Below are 24387 nucleotides of genomic sequence, written 5' to 3' on the forward strand. Positions count from 1 at the left end.
CTTTTCATATTATACGGCAACTTCTTCAGTTTCTTGTTCTTTTTCAAGAGAGCCTGTGGCGCGACTTGTGACGATTCCGGATACCATGCTATCACTCACGTTAAGCGCGGTACGCCCCATGTCGATTAAAGGTTCGATTGAAATTAAAACGCCAGCAAGTCCAACGGGTAGGTTTAAGGCAGATAATACGATGATGGCTGCAAATGTTGCGCCGCCTCCAACACCGGCTACGCCAAACGAGCTGATGGCTACAATGGCAACTACGGTCAGAATGAAGCTAATCGAAGTAGGGTCAATGCCGACTGTTGGTGCAATCATAATGGCAAGCATCGCTGGATAAATGGCAGCACAGCCATTTTGACCGATGGAAAGTCCAAATGATGCGGCAAAATTGGCAATCCCTGACGGCACACCTAGTTTGCGTTGTGTTTCAATGTTGAGAGGTAAGGCTCCCGCGCTCGTTCTGGAAGTAAAAGCGAATGTTAAAACGGGGAGTGATTTTTTTACATAAGTAATAGGGTTAACGCCTGCAATCGCAACGATTAATAGGTGAATAATAAACATGGTGATGAGGGCAACGTAAGAGGCGATGACAAAGTTTCCTAACTTCAATATCGCATTAGCATCGCTTGTCGCAACAGTACTTGTCATAATCGCGAAAACGCCATACGGTGTTAGGCGAAGGATTAATCTCACGATGCGAAGAACGATGGCGAAAATGGCATCAATGCCGCGCGAAAAAATTTCTGCTTCTTTCGGCTGCTTGCGTTTAACACCAAGATACGCGACGCCGATAAAGGCTGAAAAAATAACTACGGCAATGGTTGATGTTGCTCTTGCACCAGTCATATCGAGGAACGGATTAGCTGGTAATAATTCTAAGATTTTTTGGGGTAAAGTAAGATCACCAATTTCTGCGAACCGGTCTTGAAGCTCCTTGCCGCGTGCGACTTCTACCGCACCTTGTGAGATATTATCGGCGTTTAAATGGAAGAGTAGGGCAGAAACGATACCAACCACAGCAGCAATTGCCGCCGTTACAATAAGTGTTCCAATAATCCAAATTCCGATTTTAGCGATATTCGTTTTGAGTTCCAGACGCGTAAAAGCGGTGATAATGGAAACAAAAATAAGTGGAATGGCAATCATTTGTAGGAATTTGACGTAACCTCCGCCGATAATCCCTAGCCAATCGGTTGTTTCTGTTGTAACAACGCTTGACATGCCGTAAATCCACTGTAATATAAATCCGGCTAAAATGCCGACGAAAAGTGCGAGTAAAACCCTTTTTGAGAATGAAACATGACGCTTTTGTAAAAAGATAAAAAGTCCGATAATGGCAAGCGCCACAACTAAATTAAGTATGACTAAAATGGTATTCAAATAAAAAGCCCCCTTTTTAATGTTTATAATTCCGATAAGAATTATTGGTATTAAGAATACAATGAAATAAAACAGAAGTCAATTAAAATTTTTTAAAAGAAGAACCTGCCAGCTCTGGCAGGTTCTTCTTTTAATTCAACTCGTTTGAGACGGCGGGAAGCCGTAATGTTTTTTGAAGAGTTTGCTAAAATAATAGGCATCATTGTAGCCGACAAGTTTGGCGGCTTCTTTTACGGTTAGGTGGCCGTCTTTTAGTAGCAGATAGGCTTTTTCGAGGCGGATTTTAATCAGGTAATGAATCGGTGAGTCGCCAGTTTCCTCTTTAAAAACGCGAGAAATATAGGCGGGACTAATGTACATGGTTTCGGATAGGCGTGACAAGGAAACTTCTTCGGTGTGGTGTTTTTCCATATAGTGAATGATTTCATTGACGATTTGTTGTTTTTCAAGTTCTTCCATAGACAGTTTTAAGCCGCTTGTTTGAATCTGTTCTGGTTCTGCTTCGCGCAATATTTGGATAATAAGTTGCATAACGTAAGTTTTTAGCAGTAAATCATAGCCAGGATTTTCTTCGGACTTTTCTCGAAGGATATCCTCACAAATGGCTAAAATTTTCGAGCTTAACTGATTTTTTTGCAACACGGTTTCTTTAAAAGGAAAGGTGTTGCGCGGGAAGCCGGCTAAAGAAAAATTGCGAAAACCGATATGAATCTGGATATTTTGCATGCCTCGTTCGGCAATATCAAAATGGCGCACACCTGGGTTTAGAATAAGCATATCGCCACGACTTAAAAGAACCTCACGTCCTTCGATATTATACTTCACTTGTCCTTCGTAAATAATGGAAAACTCGATAAAATCATGATGGTGATTCTCGCCAATCCGTGGCTCGTTCGTATAACAATCGCCCACATAAAGAATTTGCGGATTAAACGTGTTGGTATCGATTTTGAGCATCTTCTTTCCCCCTTTGGATTTAAACGCTTACAAGCCTCGATTTAATTATATAATAAAGTCCATCATTATGGGAAAGATTAACCATTCTTTTTTAATAAAATCGGTGTAAACTAAGTACTTGTATATTAATTCAAAAGGATGTGTTCGCACTTGGACAGCTTAAAATGGATTTGGACATATGTGAGGCCTTATCGTACGCGCTTGTTAATTGCTTTTATTCTTATACTTCTTGCTTCGCTTATTAGCGTTCTTTATCCATTGCTTGGCGGTAAGGTGATTGACTTGGTCGTTTATCAGCACAAGACTTCTTTGCTCATTCCGATTTTGCTTATTATGATTATAAGTACCTTTATTCGAACTGTTTTTCGCTATAGTTATCAAATTTTGTTCGAACGGATTGGACAAAACGGATTATATCAAATTCGTGAAGACCTTTACCAAAAATTGCAAGCGCTTGATTTTAACTTTTTCAATCACACTCGTGTTGGGGATATTATGGCGCGAATGACAGGGGATACAGATGCGATTCGGCATTTCGTTTCTTGGGTTGTTTATAATATTTTGGAAAATTTATTCCTGTTTATTTTTGCGATTGGCATCATGCTGACTATTGATTGGAAACTAACACTTACTCTCGTACTACTAACACCATTTATAGCGATTCTTACCATTTTGATGTCTAAAAAGGCACAACCCGCTTTTTATGAAATTAGGGAAAGTTTTTCGCGCCTTAATTCCATGGTGGAGGAAAATATTAGTGGAAATCGTGTTGTAAAAGCCTTCGCACGGGAAGACTACGAGATGCAAAAATTTCATAAGCACAATCTTGATTTTAAAAAGCGTAACTTAGATTCTGCAGAAGTTTCTAAGAAATATTTACCAGTGCTTGATTCATTAGCAGGTATGTTAACCATTATTACACTTATTCTAGGTGGCTACTTAGTGATGAAAGGGCAAATGTCACTTGGCGATTTAGTCGCATTTAATGGCTTCTTATGGATGCTGAACGGGCCGATGCGAATGAGTGGTTGGTTAATCAATGACGCGCAGCGTTTTATCGCCTCTTCTTTTAAAATTCGGGACATGCTAAAAGCAGAAGCGAAAATTCCACTACGCGCTGAAAAATTGCCACATACGATTGAAGGGTATGTTGAATTCAAAAATGTTTCTTTTCATTTTGAAGATGATCCAACAACCGAGGTATTAAAAAATGTTTCTTTTCAAGTTAAACCAGGGCAAACGATTGCGATTTTAGGGGAAACCGGAGCAGGTAAGTCAACGCTCGTCAATTTAATTTGCCGCTTCTATGACCCAACTTCTGGGCAAGTGCTAATCGATGGTGTTGATGCAAGAGAATGGCATGTGCGCGAGCTTAGACAGCATATTGCAACTGTGATGCAAGATATTTTCTTGTTTTCGGATACGATTGAGGGCAATATCGCGTTTGGCGCACCAGATGCTTCAATGGAAGATATTCGGCGGATGGCGCGTATTGCTGATGCGGATCATTTTATTGAAACGATGCCGGAAAGTTATGACACAATAGTTGGTGAGCGCGGTGTTGGTTTATCGGGTGGACAGAAACAGCGGATTTCGCTTGCACGAGCTTTATTGAAGCAGCCTTCTATTTTAATTTTGGATGATACAACTTCTGCAGTGGATATGGAAACAGAAGTAAAAATTCAAGATGAGTTAAAAAAAGTGACGCATAAAACGACGACGTTTATTATTGCGCACCGAATTTCTTCGGTAAAAGATGCGGATGAAATTTTGATTCTCCGCCGCGGAGAAGTGATTGAACGTGGAAATCACGCGGAGTTACTTGAGAAGCAAGGATACTACTATGAAATTTATCATAAGCAACTTGGAACGGAGGTGAGCGGCGATGGCACGGAATAAATTTGATGTTGATGAGGAACTAGAAGAGGGCTTCAATGCGGCGCACTTAAAACGCATTTTTGTCTATATTAAACCTTACCAGAAGCCGATTTATTTGACGTTATTTGTCATTTTACTAGCGAACATTGCGCAAATGGCGGGTCCTTATTTAACTAAAATTGTCATTGATGATACGATTCCGAATCAAGATTATACTCAGCTATTTTGGATTGCCGTCATTTTCATTCTTTCGGTTGTCATTACTGGACTGTGTATGCGGTACCGAATTTATTCAATTACGGTTATCGGGCAAGACATTTTAAAGGATATGCGAACGGCGATTTTTAGTCATTTGCAGAAGCTACCATTTTCATATTTTGATAGTCGCCCACACGGCAAGATTTTAATTCGCGTCGTCAATTATATTAATATGCTGAGTGACCTATTATCAAATGGATTAATTAATCTTATTTCAGATATTTTAAGCGTGATTGTGACACTTGGTTTTATGTTTGCTATTGATCCTGTGCTAACGCTTTATAGTTTAGCGCTTGTGCCCGTTTTACTTATTATCGTGTTAGTCATCAAAACGGCTCAACGCAAGGCATACCAAGTTTTAAGCAATAAAACATCAAATATGAACGCCTATATTCATGAAAGTATTGCGGGTATTAAAGTCACACAAAGTTTTGCGCGTGAAGAAAAGAATTTTGAAATTTTTAGCGATGTGAGCGATGCTTACCGGGAGTCGTGGATGAAGGCTGTTAAAATCCAGTTTTTACTTTGGCCGGGTGTGCAAAATATTGCGGTAATGACGACTTGTTTGATTTACTTTGTTGGCATAAGAGGGCTAGGCGTAGATGTTTCAACAGGGACACTAATTGCCTTTGTCGGCTATGTTGGGAATTTTTGGAATCCGGTAATTAATATCGGGAATTTCTATAATGCGTTAATTACAGCAACGACCTATCTTGAGCGGATTTTTGAAACGCTTGATGTAAAACCTGATATTCAAGATTTGCCGCACGCTGCGAAAATGCGTCCAATTAAAGGGGATGTTGATTTTAATAGAGTCTTTTTCCGCTATGAAAAAAATCATGATATCCTAAAAGGAATTGATTTTCATGTGAAAGCCGGCGAATCGATTGCGCTTGTTGGGCCAACGGGGGCTGGGAAAACGACGGTCATCAATTTGCTGAGCCGCTTTTATGATGTGAATGAAGGGGAAATTGCTATTGATGGGCAGAACATTCGTGATGTGACACTTCATTCGCTGCGCAGTCAAATGGGGGTCATGCTGCAAGATACCTTTATTTTTTCCGGGACGATTATTGAGAATATTCGTTACGGGAAGCTAGATGCAACGGAAGAAGAGGTCATTCAGGCGGCGAAAATCGTTCGGGCACATGATTTTATTAAGGATTTAAAAGACGGGTATCATACGGAGGTTAAAGAGCGTGGTAGCACGCTTTCGGCTGGACAGCGGCAACTCATTTCGTTTGCGCGAACGCTTCTTGCGGATCCGAAGATTTTAATTTTAGACGAGGCGACTTCAAGCATTGATACTAAAACGGAAATTTTATTACAAGAGGGACTTGAACGTTTGTTAGAAGGACGGACCTCATTTATTATCGCGCACCGGATTTCCACGATTAAAAATAGTTCGCGAATTTTCTATATTGACAATGGGCTCGTTCAGGAGGCTGGTAGTCATGATGAACTCATGGCGCAAAAAGGCTATTACTACAATTTGTATCAGGCGCAATTTGATTTATTGAATGCGCTCTAGAAAAGTCGCATGGAATCGAAAAAGATTTCATGCGACTTTATTTTGCGAAGTCCTTTTCGGAAAAATTCACAAATTGATGTTACAATAGTGATGGAAATCAGATTGTGAAAAACTTTGAATTTGTTTGAACTAAAACGTATCAGTCTGAAATATCATGTAAAGAAGGTGTGATTGATGGAAAATGAACATAGTCATCACCATGATTTGCATAAGGAAGATTCGGAGCATATGCACGATAAACATGCGGGGCATCATACGGGGGATTTTAAGAAGAAGTTTATTATTTCGCTCTTTTTGACAGTCCCACTTGTCGTGCTTTCTGCTGCTGTGCAAGATATTTTTGGCTATCAATTGACATTTCCCGGGACGGAATTTGTGCAGCTTATTCTCGCATCCATTTTGTATTTTTACTGCGGTTTACCGTTTTTAAAAGGGGCCGTCTCGGAAGTGAAAGACCATGCAATTGGCATGATGAGCTTAATTAGTGTCGCCATTTCAGTTGCTTATTTTTACAGTGTAGCAACGGTTTTCGGTTTTCATGGCATGGATTTCTTTTGGGAATTAGGTACGCTGATTTCCATCATGCTGCTTGGGCACTGGCTTGAGATGCGTTCGATTATGGGAGCGTCAAAAGCGCTTGAAGCTCTTGCAGGACTTTTGCCGAAACAGGCAATTAAACTGGTGGACGGGAAACAGGTGGAGGTAGACATTAGCGATATTCAGCCAGGCGACAAGGTGCTCGTGCGTGCAAACGATAAAATCCCGACAGACGGTGAAATTGAAAGTGGTAGCACGCATATTGATGAGTCGATGCTGACGGGGGAATCACGGCCGGTCAAGCGTGTGACGGGAGACCAGGTGATTGGCGGCTCGATTAACGGAAGTGGCACGATAACGCTTCGTGTGACGGGAGTCGGGGCGGAATCTTATTTGCAGACGGTCATTGATATTGTGCAAAAAGCGCAAAACGCCAAATCAAAAACGCAAAATCTAGCGGACCGTGCAGCCAAATGGCTAACTTATATCTCACTAGCAGCGGGTTTTTCAACTTTAATTGTCTGGCTGGCTTTAGGGCGGGAACCGTCGTTTGCGATTATGATGATGGTTGGCGTCATGGTTATTGCCTGTCCGCATGCTCTTGGACTCGCGATTCCGCTCGTGGCCTCTAACTCGATTTCGAAAGTGGCAGCGAACGGCGTCTTAATCCGCAACCGGACGGCATTTGAAAATAGTAGCAAAATGACAACCGTTGTTTTTGATAAAACGGGTACGCTGACAATCGGGAATTTTACGGTTGTTCAGGTCGTGAGCTTTAAAAGCGATTATTCGGAGGAACAAGTCCTTCAGCGCGTTGTTTCCCTCGAGCAGTTTTCAGAACACCCAATTGCAAGCGCGATTACAAATTACGGCAAGGAGCATGAGGTGCGGAAGCACGATGTTACTGGTTTTGAAGCTTTAACTGCAAAAGGGGTTAGTGGCTTGATTGACGGCGAAAAGCATGCGGTGCTTAGTCCAAAGGCGCTGGTAGATTTTGATTTGAAGCCGCTTAAAACGGAAGATGCTGCGGCACGAACGGTTGTGTATTTGGTCATCGCAGGCGAGCTGATTGGGCAAGTTGAGCTGGCTGATGAGGTTCGGCCGGAATCGAAGCAAGCGGTGAAAGATTTGCAGGCAAACGGGATTCGCGTTTTTATGGCTACAGGAGATAATGAAGCGGTCGCGAAACATGTGAGCGATGAACTTGGACTTAATGGCTACTTTGCGGAACTTCAACCGGAAGAAAAACTCCAAATTTTAACGGAACTCCAAGAAAAAGGGGAGTACGTAGCAATGGTTGGCGATGGTGTCAATGATGCCCCAGCCCTAGCAACAGCGAGTGTTGGCATCGCAATTGGGAGCGGAACGGAAGTCGCAAATGAAGCGGCAGATATTATTTTAATCCAAAACAATCCAGAAGATGTGTTCAAGGTGATTCATTGGGGAAAATTAACGAAACGCAAAATGGTGCAAAACTTGGCTTGGGCAACGCTTTATAACGTGATTGCCATTCCAGTTGCGGCAGGCGTTTTATACCCGTTCATTTTACCGCCCGCAATTAGTGCGGCGATTATGTCGCTAAGTACGATTATTGTGGCGATTAATGCGCAACTTTTGCTGAAGCAAATTAAATAAACGCCACCGGGCAAGAGCCCGGTGGCGTTTTTCTATACATAAAACAAAATACAGAAATACATAAAGGTTGTGCCAGCGATGACAAATAGGTGCCAAATCGCATGCATGTACGGGATTTTTGGAAAGCTGTAAAGCACAGCGCCAATCGTGAACATGATGCCGCCAGTAGCGAGAAGCCAAAAACCAGTTGCACTAAGGCCGGAATAAAGCGGCTTAATGCCGATTAAAACGAGCCACCCCATGATGACATAAACGATGGTTGACAGAACCCGCCATTTTTCCAAAAAGAAGATTTTGTACGTAATGCCGAGAAGTGCAAGCCCCCAGACAATGCCGAAGAGCGTCCAGCCGAGTGCGCCCTCTAAGGTGATTAAAACGAACGGTGTGTAGGTGCCAGCGATTAGTAAGTAGATGGATGCGTGATCCATAATGTTGAAAATTTTGCGCGCTTTGCATGGCTTAAAACTGTGCAGTAGTGTGGAGCAAAGATAAAGAACCATAAGCGAGATGCCGTAAATGAGAAAGCTGGTTAAATAGAGAGGATCATTTTTCGTTACGCCATATAGGACGAGTAAAATAAAGGCTGGAATGCTAAGTAAAAAGCCGATACCGTGCGTGATGGCGTTCGCGAGTTCTTCTTTAAAATTATAGGAAATCGTGTTCATTTTATCACCAAACTTTTCTTTTGTAATACCTTTATCTTACGGCAAAAATGTTAGAATGAAAAGAGTTTTCTGAGATTTTCCTAATATGACTATCCTAATAGCCAATTGAACGTTATAATAGGGAGTATCAAGCGAAAATTGGATGTGATGAAAGTATGAGGAAAATAAAAATTATTACGGACTCTACAGCATGTATTTCAGTTGAAGAACAAAACGAGTGGGGGATTGCGGTTTTACCGTTGTCTGTAGAGGTTGACGGGAAAATATATAATCCGCTAACCGATTTAACACCGGAAGCTTTTATGGATTTAATGAGTTCGTCAAAAAGTTTACCAAAATCTTCTCAACCCGCAATTGGGAATTTTGTTGAGATGTATGAAAAATATATTGCTGAAGGTTACGATATTTTATCCATTCATTTAACGGAAAAATTAAGTGGAACGGTGAATACGGCTAGACAAGCTGCCGAAATGGTTGAAGGAAATGTGACCGTTGTTGATACGGATTATATCGCAAGAGGCCAAGCTTTCCAAGTGCTTGAGGCAGCTAAATTGGCGAAATCTGGCGATGCTTCGGTTCAGGAAATTACGGCGCGCATGACGGAAATTCGGTCGAAAACGAAACTTTATATTGTCGTTGTGACGCTTGAAAACCTTATTAAAGGTGGGCGCGTCGGGAAAGTGCAAGGGATTTTAGGTAGTCTGTTAAACATTAAATTGATTGCGCGTTTAAAAAATGGCCAGCTAGAAGAAGAGGCTAAATTACGAAGCAACAAAAAAATCATGTCGTATTTATTTGATGTGATTAAAACGGAGTCGAAAAAAATTGTCGAGCTGGATATTGAACATGCGAATGGTCTTAAAATGGCCGAGGAGTTCAAAGCGCAGGCGATGGAAATATTACAGCTTAGCAAAATGCCGATTTTTAATGCCGACCCAGTTGTGGCAACGCATGCAGGAAACGGCGCTTTTGCAGTTATGTACTATACTGAATGAAGTGAGTGAATAAGATAGATGAAGAAAAAATGGATTTGGCTTTTAGTCGCCGTATTTGTCATTGTTGCGGGGATTCTAGGCGGATTTTATTTGAAAGATTATATGGAGCAAAAAAGGATTGCGGAACAGACGCCAATTCGATTGCTCGCGATGGGCGATTCCTTGACGGAGGGCATTGGCGATGAAGAGAAAAATGGCGGCTATGTCGGGATTTTAGAGCGAGAACTGAAACAAAATGAGGATGTCAGAAGCGTCAAAACGTATAATTATGGCGTTTCGGGCAACCGAATTGATCAGCTTTTAAAACGTTTGGATGAAAATGAGGATTTCCGTTCCGATTTAAAAAAGGCGAATGTCGTCACAATTACAATCGGGGGAAATGATGTCATGAAAATCCTCAAGTCGCGCTTACTTGAAGCACAAGTAAGTGATTTTACGAAAGCGGAAAAAAATTTCCAAAAGCAATTAGTCACCCTCTTTTCAGAAATCCGTACCTTAAATCCAGATGCGCCTGTTTTTTTAGTGGGGATTTATAATCCGTACACCACATATTTCAGCCAAATTAAACAACTGGATACGATTATTTCGAGTTGGAATAAAGGGTCTGAAAAAATTGTTGCAGACGAACAAGACGTTATTTTTGTGCCAGTTGCGAATGTTATTGAAAATCGCGAAAAGAAAAATATGGACAAGCCGAACCCGCTACTTTCGGGTGATTATTTCCATCCGAATCATAAAGGCTATGAAAAGATGGCGGCTGAGCTTTATGGAAGCATAAATCAAGCGATACAAGACGGGGAAATTCCAAAATAAGAAAGGTGATTGGTTTGGAGCGGAGCAAGCGAAATAATGAAACGAAAGCGGATTTAAAGCGGCAAATAAATTATTGGAAAATCATTTGTTTGGCGTTATTACTTCTTATTGGCGGATTTTTCATTTGGATTTATTTGTCGATTTTCGTTTTAAGTCCTACTGAATCTGGTGGGCCGGCTTTAATTAGCAATAAAAAGAATGTGGAGTTTCAAACGAGTACGACGAAAGCGGATTTAAATAAGCTGATTGCGACGTACATTGATGATTTTACGAATGATGATGATATTGGCTATGACGTTTATGTTGGCAACACGGTGACTTTCCAAGCGGAAGCGGAACTGTTTAATGAACCGATCCAGCTGACACTTAATTTTTCCCCAAAAGTAGTGGACGATGGAAATGTGCTACTCACGCTTAAAAGTATGTCGGTTGGTGCGCTGCCGCTGCCGGTTTCTTCTGTGATGAGTTTTGTGAACAAGGAATATAAATTCCCTGATTGGGTGACGGTGATTCCGAAAAAGAAAACAATCTATCTTGCACTCGATCGTTTAAAATTAAAAGGGGATACGAAAGTTCGTGTCGATGCGCTAAATTTGAAGAAAGATGATATTTCGTTTACACTTTTAGTACCAGTGAAATAGTTTTTTTGGTAGGAAGGGTGATAATTTTGACGGAAAAACATTTAGAAAAAGCGACATTTGCAGGCGGTTGTTTTTGGTGTATGGTGAAGCCTTTTGACACGCAACCGGGCATTTTGAAAGTTGTATCGGGATATACGGGAGGGTTTACGGAAAATCCAACGTATGAGGAAGTTTGTAGCGGTAAGACGGGACATGCGGAAGCGGTTGAAATTACGTTTGATCCAGAAGTTTTTCCTTATGATAAATTAGTCGAGGTTTACTGGCAGCAAACGGATCCAACTGATGCGACTGGCCAATTTGTTGACCGCGGCGATTCCTACCGGCCAGCAATTTTTTACCATAATGCTGAACAAAAGGCTATTGCCGAAAAATCAAAACTAGCTTTAGACAAAAGTGGTCGTTTTAAAAAACCGATTGTAACGGAAATTGTACCGGCTGAAACGTTTTATCCGGCAGAGGACTACCATCAAGATTTTTATAAAAAAGATGCGCGTCATTATAAGGGCTACCGAAATGCATCTGGCCGTGATCAGTTTATTCAGTCACACTGGGAAGGGTGATACGCTATGAATAATGAGAAAAAACAAGCAAGGCTACGCGAACTCACGGATTTACAATATAAAGTGACGCAAGAAAGCGCAACGGAGCGCCCGTTTGAAAATGAATTTTACAATCATTTTGGTGAAGGTATTTACGTGGATATCGTATCTGGAAAGCCGCTTTTTTCTTCCAAAGATCAATATGATGCGGGTTGCGGCTGGCCGAGCTTCACAAAGCCAATTGATGCGGCAGAAATCGCAGAAGAATTTGATGCGAGTCACGGCATGCGACGGACAGAAGTTCGTTCAAAAGAAGCCGACTCCCATTTAGGACACGTGTTTACAGATGGACCACGGGAAAGTGGTGGTTTGCGCTACTGCATTAATTCAGCAGCGCTTCGCTTTGTACCACGAAGTGATTTGGAAAAAGAAGGTTATGCAGAATATCAAAAACTGTTTGAATAAATCAGGAGGCTCTTTGGATATTCTAAAGGGCCTTCTTTTAAAGGAGAGTGCTAGAATGAAAGTCGCAATTATTGGGTTAGGTGGGATTGCACAAAAGGCGTATTTGCCAGTTTTTGCAGAAATGGAAAATGTTGAAATTCATCTTTATACAAGAAATTCGTTGAAATTGAAACAGCTTAGCGATAAATATCGCTTTCCGCATATTCATCAGTCGATTGATTCGCTCATTGAAGCGGGTATTGAAGCCGCATTTGTACATAGTTCAACGGCAAGTCATCCAGAAATCGTTCGCCAACTTTTAGACAATCAGATTTCCGTATATGTTGATAAACCGATTTCGGATAATATCGAGGAAACGCGCGCATTGACAGCACTTGCAAAAGAAAAAAAGACGCTGTTTATGACGGGCTTCAATCGCCGCTTTGTGCCGTTTTATCAAACGCTTAAAGAGCTTCCAGATGCCAATATGATTGTCATTCAAAAAAATCGCCCGAACCAACCAGGTGAGGCGCGAACGTTCATTTATGACGATTTCATTCATGTTATCGATTCGGTTCGTTTTCTTTTAGGGGAAAAAATTCAGGATTTTGATGTCTACGGTACGTTTGACGGAGACTTATTAGCGAGTGTAACGGTACAATTCAAGGGCGAAACGAAAAACGCAACGGCCATCATGAACCGAAATAGCGGTGTCAGCGAAGAAAAAGCTGAATTGATGACGAAAAACGGAAAATGGACCGTCGCCAATTTGACGGAACTAACGATTCAAACCGGCATCGAAACGCGCCTAGTGCGCCATGCAGATTGGGAAGGAACGCTCGCAAAACGCGGCTTCGTATCGATTATCCATGCCTTTTTAGATGCTGTCAGAAGCGGTGCGGCAGAACCAATTTCAAAAGATGACGCACTAGAAACCCACGAAATTTGTGAAGCAATCTTGAAAAAGCTATCTGAGCGCTGATTTCATCATTTTTACAATTTAGCTTTACCTTTTCGCGAAAATCCTCTATAGTAAAAGTTGAAAAACAAGATGGAGGGAACGAATTTGGGACGATCTTTTTACCATTTTTTAATGACTTATCGGGATCCAGTAAAGCAGGACGCAAAGACAAATTTTGCGAATGCGGCTTATAAAGATCATAGTTTTCCAAAACAAGCGAAAAATTATCATACTTTAAGTGATTATTTAGAGTTAAATGCGCCTTATTTAAATGGTATGGCGACTTTTGATGAACTTTGGGACGAGTACTTGTTAGACGAAGAAAAAAACCGCTAAGGAGGAAAGTAAGATGAGTGTACATATTGCAGCAAAACAAGGTGAAATTGCCGAAAGTATTTTATTGCCAGGAGATCCTTTACGTGCGAAACATATTGCGGAGCGCTTTCTTGAAAAGCCAGTTTTATTTAATGATGTTCGCGGGATGCTTGGTTTTACAGGAACTTATCAAGGGCAAAAAGTGTCCGTCATGGGAACAGGAATGGGTGTACCGTCGATATCGATTTATGTGAATGAGCTCATTCAAAGTTATGACGTGCAAAATTTAATTCGTGTTGGTACAATGGGCGGCATGCAAAAAGACGTCAAAGTACGTGATGTAGTCATTGCTCAAGCGGCTTCTACTGATTCACAAATTAATCGCAATACGTTTGAGGGTGTTGATTTTGCACCTGTTGCAGATTTTAGCTTACTAAAAAAAGCGTATGACGCAGGTGTTGAAAAAGGCTTATCAATTAAAGTTGGCAATGTCTTTTCATCTGACCGTTTCTACAATGATGAGCTTGATAAACAAAAATTAGCGGATTATGGTGTGCTTGGGATTGAAATGGAAGCCGCTGCACTTTATACGCTAGCTCAAAAATACAATCGTCGTGCGTTAGCAATTTTAACCGTTAGCGATCATATTTTTACTGGGGAAGAAACAACGGCATTAGAACGCCAAACGACTTTCGATGATATGATTGAAGTGGCGCTTTCCGCTACACGCTAAAACGAAATTTAGAACTTAAAAAGCTGATGGGGGCATTGTGCAGTTATTCAGAAAGGTTGATCATTTCACATGAATACAATTATTGGCATAGCGCTTGCGATTTGTGTGTCCATCGTACAAACTGTTCATGATGTTGATTCGCAAAAGCAAGTAAATGCACCGACAAACGAAGTTACACAAAATACGGAACTGCAAAAATTAAAAAAAGATCCACTTTATCCGTTTATTGATAAGCAAAATCAGACAAAAGTGGAAAATGGCATTACGTATATTGAAAATGAAGATAATCTTTTAATTTTAGCGAATAAGAAATACTCGATGCAACCAACGTACGCACCAGCCGACTTAGTCGTGCCTGATGTCGCTTTCTCATTCGGAGATACTTCTATTGAAAAAGCGCATATGCGAAAAGAGGCAGCGGAAGGTCTTTCGAAAATGTTCCAAGGAGCAAAAGAGGCTGGGTACGATTTATATGCCGTATCGGGGTATCGTTCTTATAAACGCCAACAAGAAGTTTTCCAAGCCGAAGTAAATGCGAAAGGTGATGCTAAGGCGCGCGAGGCTGTGGCTTATCCGGGAACTAGCGAACATCAAACGGGGCTCGCGATGGATATTTCATCTAAAAGTGCGGATTTCAATTTAAGCGAAGGCTTTGGCGCCACACCAGAAGGCAAGTGGGCGAAAGAAAATGCGCATCAGTATGGATTTATTTTACGCTATCCAGCAGGCAAGGAAGCCATTACAGAATATCAATATGAGTCTTGGCATTTCCGTTATGTGGGTGTAGATGCGGCTAAAATTATTTACGAAAATAACTGGACGCTAGAAGAATTTTTTGACCACGTAGAAACTTTGGATAAGGAAGTTCAGGCGGCTAGTGCGAAGTAGTTTTTTAGAATCATGATGTATCATGATTCTTTTTTTTTGAACAAAACACTTGCTTTTATACCTGTAGGGGGTATAATAGTAATTGTAAATCGGAAAAGGAGGGGCTCGCATGAATATGGATAAACCAATTGTTCCGCGCGATTCGGAGGAAACAAAGCAAATTTTAAATCGATTAAAGCGCGTGGAAGGACAGATTCGTGGAATTCAACAAATGGTGCAAGATGATCGGTATTGTACGGATATTCTCGTGCAAATTTCGGCGGCGAATTCGGCGCTAAAAAAAGTTGGACTAGAAGTGCTTGAGCATCACACGAAGCACTGCGTGATGGACGCTGCAAGTCAGGGCGACGGCGAAGCAGTTTTGGATGATTTGGTCCAAACGATACGCCAATTTTCCAAAACGTAAAAGGAGTGTTTTAAATGGAGGAGAAATACATTCGGCAAGATTTAAATATATTTGGTATGACGTGTGCGGCCTGCTCGACGCGCGTTGAAAAATCATTAAATAAAGCAGATGGCGTTAAGCAGGCGAACGTCAATTTGGTAACGGAAAGCGCGGCGGTTTACTATGACCCAGACGTGATTTCGCCAGATGGTTTGATTGGGGTTGTCAAGCACGCAGGATATGATGCGAAAGAAAAAATGTCCAAAGCCGAAAAAGACGAAATTTTAGCGAAGAATTTCCAAAAAGAAGTTTGGCGTTTTGTCATTTCGGCGATTCTTTCGCTTCCGCTCTTACTTACGATGATTTCACATATTCCCGGGCTTGCTACGACAAGCTTTGCCCACACTGTGATGAACGTCATTAACCCGACAGTTCAACTCGTTTTAGCCAGCATTGTGCAGTTTATTATTGGGTATCGTTTTTATGACGGAGCTTACAAAGCACTTCGGGGGAAAAGCGCGAATATGGATGTTCTCGTCGCACTTGGAACGAGCGCAGCTTATTTTTACAGCCTTGTCGAGTACATTTTGCAAATGACAGGACAAACAGATATGCCGCATTACTATTTTGAAACGAGTGCGATTCTGATTACGCTCATTTTGCTTGGGAAACTACTCGAAAGCTATGCGACTTCACGCACGACGGAATCCATCGCAGGGTTACTAAAACTTCAATCGAAAGAAGCGAACGTGCTTCGCGACGGAAAAGAATGGAAGGTACCGCTTGAAGAGCTCCGCCTAGAGGATATTTTAGTCATTCGTCCGGGCGAAAAAATACCCATAGATGGTATTATTGTATCCGGCGAAACGAGTATCGACGAGTCAATGATTTCCGGAGAACCAGTCCCCGTGAATAAAAAAGCAGGCGACGACGTCATCGGTGGTACGGTGAATTTTGATGGTGCCTTGCAAGTTCGCGTAACGAAACGAATGGAAGAAACCGTCTTGCAATCAATTATTCGATTAGTAGAAGAGGCTCAAGGCGTGAAAGCGCCCATCCAAAGAATTGCCGATAAAATTTCGGGTATTTTTGTCCCCGTAGTTTTAGGAATCGCCCTTGTCGTGTTTATTACTTGGCTTTTAGTTGGCGGCGAGTTGAGTCACGCGCTTGAAGTCGCTATCGCCGTGCTTGTCATCGCCTGTCCATGTGCGCTCGGCCTAGCGACTCCAACCGCCATTATGGCTGGAACTGGGAAAGGCGCTGAAAATGGTATTTTATTCAAAGGTGGCGAACATCTTGAACGCACGTCGAAAGTTGACACGATTATTTTCGATAAAACAGGTACGCTTACAGAAGGCAAGCTAAATGTGACGGATGTTTTTAGTACCGATGAACGCTTTCTAAAATATGCGCTCGCAATTGAGTCGCAAAGTGAACATCCAATTGCGATGGCGATAAATCGTAAGCTCGCTGAAGATGGTGTTCAAACGGACGGCGTTGAAATTGGTCGCGTTCGCGCAAAAGCAGGCCACGGCATGTCAAGTGTCATGGACGGTCAAAAAGTGGAGCTCGGTTCTTACCGGTATATTCAGGCGATAACGGAGCTTTCTGAGGATGCTCGCGAACAAGTTGAATCCTTTATGCAAGAGGGGAAAACGGTCGTATTAATGGCGATTGAAGGAACTTTTGCGGGTGCTTTCGCGTTATCTGATGTAGCTCGTCCAGAAGCGGTTCAGGCGATTCGAAGCTTGCAGGCGCAAGGGATTAAAACTTTTGTCTCCTCGGGTGACCAAACCGTTGTCGTTCAAAATATGGCTGACGCCTTACAACTTGATGGCTTTTTCGCAGAACAACTCCCTGGGGATAAAAGTGAGTTAGTCGTTAAACTGCAAAATGAAGGTCATGTCGTAGCCTTTGTTGGCGATGGTATAAATGATGCCCCAGCTCTTGCCGCATCTGATGTAGGAATTAGCATCGGAACAGGTACCGACATAGCAATTGAAACTGGTGACGTAACGCTTGTTGGCCATCGTTTAACGCTCATTCCAGAAACCGTTGAGCTTAGCCGTGCTACGATGCGAAACATTCGACAAAACTTCTTTTGGGCGTTAGCCTATAATTGTGCCGGTATTCCAATTGCAGCCCTTGGGCTACTTGCCCCATGGGTTGCAGGACTTGCCATGGCGTTTAGTTCCGTATCTGTTGTCAGTAACGCACTGCGACTAAAAAGATATAAATTTAAAAATTAGGAGGAGATTAGTATGGAAAAAGAAGTATTAGAAATTGAAGGAATGAGCTGTGATCATTGCAAAGCGCGCGTTGAAAAAGCGCTAGGAGAATTAGTTGGTGTTTCAGCAGCCACAGTTTCACTTGAAGAAGGAACTGCGACGGTTAGCTTTGATGCTAGCAAAGTAACCCAAACACAAATGGCGGAAGCTGTTGAAGAAGCAGGCTATGAAGTCGTTTAATCGCGAAGGCAACATAAAAAGCGCAATCTTTTTTGATTGCGCTCAGACTGATGACAAACAGCAATCTTCGTCGTTAAAGCCTCCGTTCCGCTCCGCTTCGCCTAACTTCTCACATGGTCGGGCAAACTACGCCCTTCCTGTTTTCAGTCATCACGTACTCAAGTACGCTCCGGTGCGGTACTCGGCAATGCGTAAGAATCTCACCATTTGTCATCAGTCTGATTGTGCGTGGTACGTTTTGTTTGGCTTAAAGTTTAGAGTTTTTCTACAAGCTGAGCGCAATCTTTTTTGATTGCGCTTTTTATATTGTAAGCTTATTACAATTATTTCAATGGAAAAGGATACCATAAACGGGGAAAAACTGTTAAAATAAAAAAGTTAGGATAGTAAATGAAAGTTGCTATACATAAAGAAAGTGGTGAAGGTTGATGGATCAAAACCAACAACAAGATGAGAATAACTCGAAAAAACAGAAGCCAGGACATGGCTATATTAAAATAAAGACATTTCCATTTATTATGCTTTTATTTGCCTTTGTGTTCGTGACAGCGCTTGTTACAACGATTGTGATGTCACTTGGGGAAGATAAACAAGTAAAAGTTTCCATTCCAGAACGTAAAGAGTTTACAAAATTATATGAAGCGTACGACGAGATTACGAAAAACTTCTACCAAGACACGAATTCAGCAGATTTAGTTGATGGAGCGATTACAGGGATGATAAATTCGCTAGATGATCCCTACTCAACTTTTATGACAGAAAAAGAGTCGGAGGATTTCAATGATTCGATTAGCTCAAGCTTTGAAGGAATCGGTGCTGAAATTCAAGAGCAGGACGGAAACATCATGGTCGTTTCACCGATTAAAAATTCTCCAGCTGAAAAAGCGGGTATTAAACCAAAAGATATTATTTTAAAAGTAGACGGGAAATCAGTCAAAGGTGATACTGCCACGGAAGCAACGAAAAAAATCCGCGGGGAAAAAGGCACGAAAGTAACACTTACTATTCAACGCCCTGGTGTTGATAAGCCTTTTGATGTGGTAATCACGCGTGCAGAAATTCCGATTGAAACGGTTTATAAAGAAATGGGCGACGATAAAATTGCGCACGTCACCATCAGTACTTTCTCTGAGAATACATCTGAAGAACTTTTAAAAGCATTGAAATCACTTGATAAAGACGGCATGAAAGGTCTTGTTATGGACCTGCGCGGAAATCCAGGCGGCTTGCTGGATCAAGCGGTAAGTATTGCTAGTATGTTCGTTCCAGATGGGAAAGTGGTTGTGCAAGAAGAGGACAAAGATGGCGAGAAAACAGCCATTACAGCAGACAGTTCAGCAAATGATGGCTATAAAGTAAAAGTGCCAACAACGATATTGATTGATAATGGTAGCGCAAGCGCATCGGAAATTTTAGCAGCAGCAGCGAGTGAATCAGGGGATATTCAAATCGTTGGTACGAAGTCCTTTGGAAAAGGCACGGTCCAAACAGCTAAAACTATCGAGGACGGGTCAACGATTAAACTAACCATTGCGAAGTGGCTCACACCAAACGGCACATGGATCCATAAAAAAGGAATTACGCCTGATAAGGTCATCAGCATGCCAGCTTATGCGACAGCAACAGTTCCGCCTAGCAGCGAGAAATATACAATCAATGATTTTGGCGATAATGTTAAGACCATTGAAGAACTCCTAAAAGCGCTTGGCTACAATGTTGGCGATGTTGATGGGCTTTACACAACCGAAACCGCCTATGCAGTGGAACGCTTCCAACGTGATAATGATTTGGAACAAACAGGCATTATGACTGGGAAAACGACGGACAAGTTAGTGGAGTTGATTCAAAAACAACTGAAGGAAAACGATCCGCAATTAAATGCCGCAAAAGCGATGACCAAATAAGAGATACACACAGGAGGATATTGAAGTGGATAACTATTTAGAAATTGAAGCAGCCGTCAAAAGAGTATTCAGCAGTTTTCGCCATGATATTGAATCTGTTTTAGACAAAAAAATGAGCAGCGGTGAATACCGCGTCTTGAGATTGATTAGTAGTGGTGTTAATAAAACGAGTGATTTAGCTAGAAAACTGGACGTTTCGGCGAGCCACATTACATCACTCACGGATGTGCTAGTCGCTCGTTCGCTTATTACGCGCAATCGTTTAACAGAAGATAGACGCATCATTTTGCTTTCACTCACTGACGAAGCGGAGAAAATTGTTAAGGAAGTCAGCAAACGAAAACGCGAATTAATTGTAAAACGCTTCGCTGTCTTTTCAGATGCCGAACAAGAAGAATTTAAACGGCTATTAAAAAAGTTAGCGGACTCAATTGATTGAACCTCACGTATGTGAGGTTCTTTTTTATACAAAAACCTTGCCTTTTTAAAATGTCTCGATTATACTAAAATAAAAGTTGGTCAAAGGAAACAATTTTAGTTTTAGTTCAAAAAAAGTCTTTTGGGAAAGAGGAGGATTTTATGGATATTACAAATATCACGGTTCGATACGAAGATAAAGTTGTGTTGGACGATATTAGTGTTGCGATAAAGCTTGGAAAATTAACGGGAATTATTGGGCCTAACGGGGCTGGGAAATCGACGTTACTAAAAGCGATGATGGGGCTCGTGAAGCGTGAAGCAGGAGAGGTGATGATTTCGGATGTGGCGCTTATAAAAGTGAAACAAAAAATTGCTTATGTTCCGCAACGTAGTGAAATCGATTTAACTTTTCCTATAACTGTCCAAGAAACGGTTCTGCTTGGAACCTATCCAAGTTTGCGGTTGATGCAAAAGCCCGGAAAGAAAGAAAAAGAGCGGGCGCATCAGGCGCTTAAACAAGTTGGAATGGAAAGCTATGCAAAGAAACAAATTGGTCAATTATCTGGCGGACAATTGCAACGCGTTTTTATTGCACGAGCGCTAGCACAAAATGCGGAAATTTTTTTGCTAGATGAACCTTTTGCGGGAATTGATGCGACGAGTGAAAGATTTATTATGGGACTGCTGAAAAAACTGCGCGACTCTGGCAAAACAATTGTCGTTGTTCACCATGATTTTCATAAAGTAGCAGAATATTTCGATGAGATTATTTTACTAAATAAAAAATTAATTACAGCTGGACCTGTTGAGGCTCATTTTACAGACGAGATGATTAAACGAGCTTATGAGGTTCAAATGGTGAGGGGCGGATAAAATGGAATTTGTTCAAGGATTATTTGAATACCAATTTCTACAAAAAGCATTGCTTACGTCTGTTGCGGTAGGAATTGTGTGCGGCGTCATTGGTAGTTTTATCATTTTGCGTGGTATGTCGCTGATGGGGGATGCAATTAGTCATGCGGTGTTACCAGGCGTTGCGATTTCGTATATGGCAGGCATTAATTTTTTCTTTGGGGCGGTGCTATTCGGTATTTTGGCGGCGTTCGGGATTGGATTTGTGAACCAGAAAAGTACGATTAAAAGCGATACGGCGATTGGAATCGTATTTAGTGCTTTTTTTGCACTAGGCATTATTTTAATTACGCTTGCGAAAAGCAGCACGGATTTGTATCACATTTTGTTTGGGAATGTACTCGCTGTACGTTCATCAGACATGTGGCTGACGATTGGAATTGCGGCCATTGTCGTCACATTAATTGGCCTTTTTTACAAAGAATTGTTTATCAGTTCTTTTGATCCGGTTGTGGCCGAAACATATGGCTATAACACGCGCTTCTTGCACTATTTTCTTATGTTGATGCTCACGCTCGTGACGGTTGCGGCGCTGCAAACAGTGGGGATTATTCTCGTCGTTGCACTGCTCATTACGCCAGCTGCTACAGCGTATTTAATCACCCACCGGCTGAAGACGATGATTTTTCTGGCTGCTTCATTCGGTGCAGTGAGTTCTGTGATTGGGCTGTTTTTAAGCTATCGCTATAACTTGGCTTCCGGCGCAACCATTGTACTCACGGCAACGCTTTTATTTATCATCATTTTTATAAGCAAAAATCTTATTTTAGTTAAAAAGAAAGGGGTTTTAGGATGAAACGCGTTATTTTATTTGCGAGTTTCCTCGCTTTGGTCGTGCTTGGTGCGTGCGGTGCGGCTAGCGATAAAAAAAAATCAACTGACAAATTGCAAGTTGTCGCCACGTATTCGATTTTAGCAGATATGGTGAAAAATGTTGGCGGAGATAAAATTGATTTATATAACATTGTGCAGGCAGGCGTAGATCCGCATGAATACGATTTGTTACCGGAGGACATTCAGAAAGCAACGGATGCGGATGTTATTTTTTACAACGGTTTAAATCTTGAAACGGGCAATGGCTGGTTTACGAAGATGCTTGAAACGGCCGGGAAATCGCAAGACGATGCGACAGTTTTGAGTGAAGGTGTAAAACCGAAATATTTGACGGAAAAGGGGAAGGAGAGTGAAACGGATCCACACGCTTGGTTAGATGTATCAAACGGGATTATTTATGTGAAAAACATTGAGAAGGCACTTTCCAAAAAAGATCCTGATAATAAAGCTTATTACGAAAAACGGGCTAAGGACTATATTGCCAAATTGGAGAAACTAGATGCGGAAGGCCTTGCTGCTTTCGGTGATTTGAATGAGAATCAGAAGACGCTTGTAACAAGTGAGGGAGCGTTTAAATATTTTGCTGAAAGATACGGACTTTCTGCGGCTTACATTTGGGAGATTAATACTGAAAGTCAAGGAACTCCGGAACAGATGCGCCAAATTATTAAGACCATTCGTACGCGCAATGTGAAAAGCTTATTTGTTGAAACGAGCGTGGATCCGCGAAGCATGGAAAGTGTTTCCAAAGAAACGGACGTCCCTATTGTTGCCAAACTGTTTACTGATTCAACAGCGAAAAACGGGACAGCGGGTGACTCGTATTTGGAAATGATGCAACTCAATTTTGAGCGGATACACGGCGGACTCGCGAAGTAGCGTTTACTTTTAGCCAGTTCTTTGCTATAATTTTATCTTGTGACAAGGCGTATCCTTGTGGGTTGGGAGAGGGACAATTTCATAGAGGGAAGAAAAATGAAAAAAGTTTTTGAACAAATGTTTCAGCTAAAGAAGGAAGGTACGACAATTCGCACTGAACTTTTAGCTGGCATGATTGGCTTTTTCACCGTTGTGTACATCATTGTTGTCAACAGTTCGATTTTGAGTGAGGCAGGAATGAGTTACGAGGGCGTTGTCATCGCAACGATTTTCATTTCCGTAGTAGGCTGTTTTCTAATGGGCTTTTGGGCAAACTTACCGCTTATTTTAATGCCCGGTATGGGGATTAATGCGCTGTTTGCATACAGCCTAGTAAACACGATGGGGCTTTCATTCGAGCAAGCGCTCGCTGTCGTTGTCGTGAGCGGTATCATTTTTATGGTGCTTGCTTTTACCCCTTTGGCTCGAAAATTAAATGAAGCCATTCCACTTGTCTTGAAGCAAGCTATAACAGTTGGATTAGGGTTCTTCTTGATTTTACTTGGCTTAGAGAAAGGCGGAATTGTAACGCGTGGCAGTCATTCGATTTTAGCGCTTGGTAAATTAGATGACCCCGCCGTTTTAGCGACCATACTCACGCTACTTGTAACGATGATTCTCGTCATTCGCAAAGTGCCAGGCGGCTTTTTAGTCAGCCTACTCATCGGAACGATCATTGGCTATTTCTTCGGCATAAACGGAAAAGTGAGCGGAAGCGCGCTTAGCCTCGCACCGTTTAAAGACGTGTTCTTGCAACTCGATTTTTCCGGCATAACGGAAGTGGCCTTCTGGTCTGGCGTATTTTCTCTAACGATGGTTGTCGTGTTTGAAACGGTCGGTTTGACATACGGTCAAGTGCGGCAATTAAAACATGAGGAACGCTTACCACGAGTGCTTCAAGCGAGTTCCGTGACCGTGTTTTTATCCGGGATTTTCGGAACAAGTCCAACGGTTTCCGCACTTGAAAGCGGCTCGATGATTGCAAGCAACGCCAAAACAGGCCTTGCAAGTGTTACAACGGGTGTTTTGTTCTTATGTTCGCTCTTTTTAATGCCATTCCTTTCAGTTATTCCAAACAGCGCGGTTGCACCGATTCTAATCATCATCGGGATGTCGATGGTACAGGAATTAAAAGAAATGGATTTAAAAAATCCTGCGAATAGTTTTTCAAGCCTACTCATTATTGTCATTATCCCTTTCGCCTACAGTATCGCGGACGGAATTGCCGCAGGCTTTATCGCGTACCCCATTTTACATTTATTTGTAAAAAAAGAGGAAAAGATCTCGCCTGTGATGTATGTGATTGCGGCTTTATTTTTAGCGCAATATATTTTACAATGGATATAATGACTCGGAAAAGCTGCCCAGTCGAT

Annotated in this window: 24 protein-coding genes; 21 read left to right on the forward strand and 3 right to left on the reverse strand. The window is 41.8% G+C overall.

All coding sequences use genetic code 11. The features are described from left to right. Window positions 1–9: 9 nt before the first annotated feature. Window positions 10–1383, reverse strand: coding sequence for an L-cystine transporter (locus tag CFS60_RS00295; RefSeq protein WP_088825305.1), 1374 nt, complete (start codon window positions 1381–1383; stop codon window positions 10–12). A 135-nt stretch (window positions 1384–1518) separates the two neighbouring features. Further along, complete coding sequence (locus CFS60_RS00300; RefSeq protein ID WP_088808606.1) at window positions 1519–2340, reverse strand: AraC family transcriptional regulator; 822 nt, start codon at window positions 2338–2340, stop codon at window positions 1519–1521. 150 nt (window positions 2341–2490) lie between these two features. On the opposite strand from CFS60_RS00300, the gene CFS60_RS00305 reads away from it, so the two are divergent. The 3 genes from CFS60_RS00305 (at window position 2491) to CFS60_RS00315 (ending at window position 8179) form a co-directional block, all read left to right on the forward strand. Beyond that, window positions 2491–4239: an ABC transporter ATP-binding protein gene (locus tag CFS60_RS00305; protein WP_088838671.1), complete on the forward strand. Its 1749-nt coding sequence runs from the start codon at window positions 2491–2493 to the stop codon at window positions 4237–4239. Beyond that, window positions 4226–6007 carry an ABC transporter ATP-binding protein gene (locus CFS60_RS00310; RefSeq protein WP_088838672.1) on the forward strand — a complete coding sequence of 594 codons (1782 nt, stop codon included), beginning with the start codon at window positions 4226–4228 and terminating at the stop codon, window positions 6005–6007. Before CFS60_RS00305 ends, CFS60_RS00310 begins: the two co-directional genes overlap by 14 nt. Before the next feature lie 174 nt (window positions 6008–6181). After that, complete coding sequence (locus tag CFS60_RS00315) at window positions 6182–8179, forward strand: heavy metal translocating P-type ATPase (protein WP_088838673.1); 1998 nt, start codon at window positions 6182–6184, stop codon at window positions 8177–8179. Between the two features lie 32 nt (window positions 8180–8211). Here CFS60_RS00315 and CFS60_RS00320 read toward each other — a convergent pair whose 3' ends face one another. After that, entirely contained in the window at window positions 8212–8844 is a 633-nt protein-coding gene (locus tag CFS60_RS00320) for a hemolysin III family protein (protein ID WP_088808610.1), read from the reverse strand. Between the two features lie 155 nt (window positions 8845–8999). Here CFS60_RS00320 and CFS60_RS00325 point away from each other — a divergent pair, with 155 nt between their 5' ends. From CFS60_RS00325 to CFS60_RS00410, 18 genes are all read left to right on the forward strand, one after another. Beyond that, entirely contained in the window at window positions 9000–9839 is an 840-nt protein-coding gene (locus CFS60_RS00325; RefSeq protein ID WP_088808611.1) for a DegV family protein, read from the forward strand. Between the two features lie 18 nt (window positions 9840–9857). Next, window positions 9858–10652 (forward strand): SGNH/GDSL hydrolase family protein, encoded by a 795-nt coding sequence (locus tag CFS60_RS00330; RefSeq protein ID WP_088838674.1) that lies wholly within the window; start codon window positions 9858–9860, stop codon window positions 10650–10652. A gap of 14 nt (window positions 10653–10666) precedes the next feature. Next, entirely contained in the window at window positions 10667–11293 is a 627-nt protein-coding gene (locus tag CFS60_RS00335; RefSeq protein WP_088808613.1) for a YpmS family protein, read from the forward strand. A 26-nt stretch (window positions 11294–11319) separates the two neighbouring features. Continuing rightward, on the forward strand, window positions 11320–11853 hold the full coding sequence (gene msrA / locus CFS60_RS00340; protein ID WP_088808614.1) for a peptide-methionine (S)-S-oxide reductase MsrA: 534 nt from the start codon (window positions 11320–11322) through the stop codon (window positions 11851–11853). A 6-nt stretch (window positions 11854–11859) separates the two neighbouring features. Then, the gene (msrB, locus tag CFS60_RS00345; RefSeq protein WP_088808615.1) at window positions 11860–12297 is read left to right on the forward strand and encodes a peptide-methionine (R)-S-oxide reductase MsrB; all 438 of its coding nucleotides are present in this window, start codon (window positions 11860–11862) and stop codon (window positions 12295–12297) included. Between the two features lie 55 nt (window positions 12298–12352). Further along, window positions 12353–13258 (forward strand): Gfo/Idh/MocA family protein, encoded by a 906-nt coding sequence (locus tag CFS60_RS00350; RefSeq protein ID WP_088825300.1) that lies wholly within the window; start codon window positions 12353–12355, stop codon window positions 13256–13258. An 84-nt stretch (window positions 13259–13342) separates the two neighbouring features. Further along, on the forward strand, window positions 13343–13573 hold the full coding sequence (locus tag CFS60_RS00355; protein WP_088815129.1) for a YozE family protein: 231 nt from the start codon (window positions 13343–13345) through the stop codon (window positions 13571–13573). A 13-nt stretch (window positions 13574–13586) separates the two neighbouring features. Beyond that, window positions 13587–14285, forward strand: coding sequence for a purine-nucleoside phosphorylase (gene deoD, locus CFS60_RS00360; RefSeq protein WP_088838675.1), 699 nt, complete (start codon window positions 13587–13589; stop codon window positions 14283–14285). A 69-nt stretch (window positions 14286–14354) separates the two neighbouring features. After that, on the forward strand, window positions 14355–15173 hold the full coding sequence (locus CFS60_RS00365; protein WP_088838676.1) for a D-alanyl-D-alanine carboxypeptidase family protein: 819 nt from the start codon (window positions 14355–14357) through the stop codon (window positions 15171–15173). 109 nt (window positions 15174–15282) lie between these two features. Continuing rightward, complete coding sequence (locus tag CFS60_RS00370) at window positions 15283–15579, forward strand: metal-sensing transcriptional repressor (protein ID WP_088808620.1); 297 nt, start codon at window positions 15283–15285, stop codon at window positions 15577–15579. 14 nt (window positions 15580–15593) lie between these two features. Further along, window positions 15594–17807: a cation-translocating P-type ATPase gene (locus CFS60_RS00375; protein WP_088838677.1), complete on the forward strand. Its 2214-nt coding sequence runs from the start codon at window positions 15594–15596 to the stop codon at window positions 17805–17807. 12 nt (window positions 17808–17819) lie between these two features. After that, window positions 17820–18026, forward strand: coding sequence for a copper ion binding protein (locus tag CFS60_RS00380; protein WP_088808622.1), 207 nt, complete (start codon window positions 17820–17822; stop codon window positions 18024–18026). Between the two features lie 428 nt (window positions 18027–18454). Next, window positions 18455–19930: a S41 family peptidase gene (locus CFS60_RS00385; RefSeq protein ID WP_088808623.1), complete on the forward strand. Its 1476-nt coding sequence runs from the start codon at window positions 18455–18457 to the stop codon at window positions 19928–19930. A gap of 25 nt (window positions 19931–19955) precedes the next feature. Beyond that, window positions 19956–20369, forward strand: coding sequence for a MarR family winged helix-turn-helix transcriptional regulator (locus CFS60_RS00390; RefSeq protein ID WP_088838678.1), 414 nt, complete (start codon window positions 19956–19958; stop codon window positions 20367–20369). A gap of 140 nt (window positions 20370–20509) precedes the next feature. Beyond that, the gene (locus tag CFS60_RS00395; RefSeq protein WP_088808625.1) at window positions 20510–21223 is read left to right on the forward strand and encodes a metal ABC transporter ATP-binding protein; all 714 of its coding nucleotides are present in this window, start codon (window positions 20510–20512) and stop codon (window positions 21221–21223) included. A 1-nt stretch (window position 21224) separates the two neighbouring features. After that, window positions 21225–22058 (forward strand): metal ABC transporter permease, encoded by an 834-nt coding sequence (locus tag CFS60_RS00400; protein WP_088808626.1) that lies wholly within the window; start codon window positions 21225–21227, stop codon window positions 22056–22058. Next, entirely contained in the window at window positions 22055–22975 is a 921-nt protein-coding gene (locus CFS60_RS00405; RefSeq protein WP_088838679.1) for a metal ABC transporter substrate-binding protein, read from the forward strand. Before CFS60_RS00400 ends, CFS60_RS00405 begins: the two co-directional genes overlap by 4 nt. Window positions 22976–23071: 96 nt before the next feature. Then, window positions 23072–24361, forward strand: a complete 1290-nt coding sequence (locus tag CFS60_RS00410) for an NCS2 family permease (protein WP_088808628.1) — start codon at window positions 23072–23074, stop codon at window positions 24359–24361. Window positions 24362–24387 lie beyond the last annotated feature (26 nt).

The organism is Listeria sp. ILCC792, assembly GCF_900186135.1.
GTDB lineage: Bacteria > Bacillota > Bacilli > Lactobacillales > Listeriaceae > Listeria > Listeria goaensis.